Annotated in this window: 3 protein-coding genes; all 3 read right to left on the reverse strand. The window is 38.9% G+C overall.

Annotated features, from left to right (window positions below; translation table 11 throughout):
* Positions 1–160: 160 nt before the first annotated feature.
* The 3 genes from F6X55_RS02595 to istA are packed head-to-tail and all read right to left on the reverse strand — an operon-like array spanning position 161 to position 2,657.
* A complete protein-coding gene (locus tag F6X55_RS02595) occupies positions 161–361 on the reverse strand; it encodes a hypothetical protein (protein ID WP_053220033.1) in 201 nt (66 codons plus the stop codon).
* On the reverse strand, positions 358–1,113 hold the full coding sequence (gene istB, locus F6X55_RS02600) for an IS21-like element helper ATPase IstB (protein ID WP_407701382.1): 756 nt from the start codon (positions 1,111–1,113) through the stop codon (positions 358–360). The genes F6X55_RS02595 and istB overlap by 4 nt, the downstream gene beginning before the upstream one ends.
* A complete protein-coding gene (istA, locus tag F6X55_RS02605; protein ID WP_153461836.1) occupies positions 1,110–2,657 on the reverse strand; it encodes an IS21 family transposase in 1,548 nt (515 codons plus the stop codon). Before istA ends, istB begins: the two co-directional genes overlap by 4 nt.
* Positions 2,658–2,830 lie beyond the last annotated feature (173 nt).

Below are 2,830 nucleotides of genomic sequence, written 5' to 3' on the forward strand. Positions count from 1 at the left end.
TGAGTATTGCGGAGAGATTGAGCCATTAGTGTGGAGATTTGAGCCACTGTTTGCGGTCAACTGAGCCATTAAGTGCGGGGGTGAGAGCCACTTTGATGAAAGTAGTTAATAATATAAACAACCACTGGAACTTCACTGGCTCCAATGGTTGTTTATATTATTATTTAAATCTCTTATCTCTTAATTCCTTATCAATAATCTCAATAGCCCAGCGAACTAGTTCCTCCTCATCTATATCCTCTTCGTCGTTCCAAATGCAGGAGGGTAATAGTTTTTCCTCTAGAGCCTGCTGAACCTCATCAGGTAAATACCTATGAAGAAAATATCTAGCTATACGATTTTCAACTTCTAGTGGAATCATTTTGATACCCTCAATCCATGACGTTCCCGCATCGAAACTTCACCATCAACTAGAATCTTATATGAATCATGGACGATTCTGTCAAGAATCGCATCTGCTATTTGTGCCTGTCCTAGTTTTGAATGCCATCCCTCTGGTGAAAACTGGGAACAGAAAATAGTAGAGGCTCTTTTGAGCCTTGCTTCAATAATCTCCAACACATGTAGTACATTCTCCTCTGAGAGCTCTGTTAGTAGCCACTCATCCAGGATTAATAAATCAATCTTTTTGTACTTCTGAATTAACTTACGGAAGCTGCCATCTGCTTCATACTTTGCTACAGCTAATTCATCCAGTAACTCTGGTAACCTTATATATTTCACTTTATAAAATTGGCGACAAGCATGTACCCCAAAGGCATTGGATATCCATGTTTTTCCGTTCCCGGATGCACCCATTAAAATGAGGTTATGGTGATTCTGAATGTAATTTCCTGTTGCTAACTCTAGTATTTGATTCTTGTCTAGATTACGATCCGGATGATATTCGATATCTTCTATGGCTGCAGTTGGTTCACTGAGTGTCGCCTGTTTAATTAGTCGTTCAAGTCGATTCGATTTACGTCTATCATATTCATAATCTACCAGGAGGTTGAATCTATCATCAAAATCCATGTCCCTATAATCATTATTCTGCTTTTGCTGCTGATATAATTCCGCCATTGCACCCATCTTCATTTCTATTAATTTACGTAAAGTTTCTTGATTCATTATTTAGTTTCCCTCCCAAAGTATTTTGCTCCACGGACAAATCCATAGTCATCTGATGTAGTGCGAGGCCTACTATTATTCGCTTTCTTATTTTGTTTTCTCTTCTTATTTCTTTCTAGGACACTTTTAAAAACAGAAACCGTTGGGTTTGTTGAAATTTCAAGTAAGGTTTCTGCTGCTTTTTCTATTTCTTCATTTGTGTATTTTTTAGCTGTATTCCTCAGTGTGCTGAGGCTATTTAATGCTTTTTTCTCCACATTTATCTCCAAGATAGAAGAGACAAATTTAGTCATTGATGGTCCAATTGTTTCTGCCCACTTACGGTTATTTTCAGGATTGTGGTCTAAATATAACCGGTGATTATCCGGCATATGGTCAGAGTTGGTAGATAACTGGCCAATATCACCATCCAATCGCTTATGGGATGCAATTCGTACTTCTTTGAAGTAAACTTCAATTAAATCCTTGGTTAGTCGTATATCGACGTTCTCTCGGACATAATCATATGGAACGGAGTAATACATTCGTTCAACTTGGATGTGGTAGTTCAGTTGAACTTTAGCTGTTCTCCATTCCGCCAGTTTATACCTTGTTTGAGGAAGCTGTTGAAGGTAGGATTTCTCTTCTTCCTCAAACACCTTTTTACGCGAACCTGGTCGCTTTTGAAATTCAATGGTGTTGATTTCTTCTAGCTTTTCAAAGATTTTCTGATTTAGATCTTCCAGATGAAAACAATGATAGTTTCTTAGTGGAGCGATAATCTGCCTGGAAATATATCCAACAGTGCCTTCGACACTCGCTTTATCTTTTGGCCTTCTAACACGACTAGGAACAATGACAGTGCGATAATAATCTGCCAGTTCACGATAAGCTTCATTTAGAAGAGGTTCTTGACGATGTGCTTTTGTAACCCCTGTTTTTAAATTATCGGGAACCATTGTTTCAGGAACTCCATTAAAATACTCCAATGCATGAATATGAGCGATAAGCCAATTAGCTGATTTCATATCTAAAAAGGCTTCAACATAACTGAATTGACTATAGGGTAAGGTCGCAATAAAAACATACGCTGGAATCGTTTCTCCTGTTGAACGGTCATTAATCTTCAATGTAGTACCAGCCCAATCTACTTCCATCACTTCACCAGGTTTTCTGCGAATAGGCATGGTAAGTTTATACTTTTTCGCATATTTCCCATAGTTCTCACAAAAAGTACGATAGGCATAGGGGATCTTTCCACCTTCACGTGCCTCTGTCGAATACTCATGATGCAATAGAGACAGGGTCACATTCTTCTTTTGTAGTTCCTTATGCACTCTTTCCCAATCAATTGGGAAGTACCCTTTCTCAACAGCCTGTTTCTCTGGGAAGAGAAACGCTTCTAGCCATGGATTGGTCATGGTGTCATTCAAGCTTTCCACGCCAAGTTTTTTGGCACGTTGAATGACATCTGAAACTGTATTCCTTGAGTGCCCAGTGCTAGAACTAATCGTTCTTTGACTGACTTCTTCAAAGTGAAGTTCCAGAATCTTTAGGTAATTAACCATAAAAAAGCCTCCTGTATAATAATGTCATGCTTGCTAGCATGCAAGGTTATTATACAGGAGGCTTTTCCTTTTTCTATTTATAGTGGCCCTGCATTCCGCAAAGGGCGGCTCTTTCCTCCGCAATGACTGGCTCAAAACTCCGCATAAGTGGCTCATTTTCACTGCAATAATCA

The sequence above is a fragment of the Sediminibacillus terrae genome, assembly GCF_009602435.1.
In the GTDB taxonomy this organism is placed as follows: Bacteria; Bacillota; Bacilli; order Bacillales; family Amphibacillaceae; genus Sediminibacillus; species Sediminibacillus terrae.

Coding starts and splice junctions, on each gene's coding strand:
- F6X55_RS02595 (WP_053220033.1), bottom strand. CDS start 361: ATGATTCCACTAGAAGTTGAAAATCGTATAGCTAGATATTTTCTTCAT.
- istA (WP_153461836.1), bottom strand. CDS start 2,657: ATGGTTAATTACCTAAAGATTCTGGAACTTCACTTTGAAGAAGTCAGT.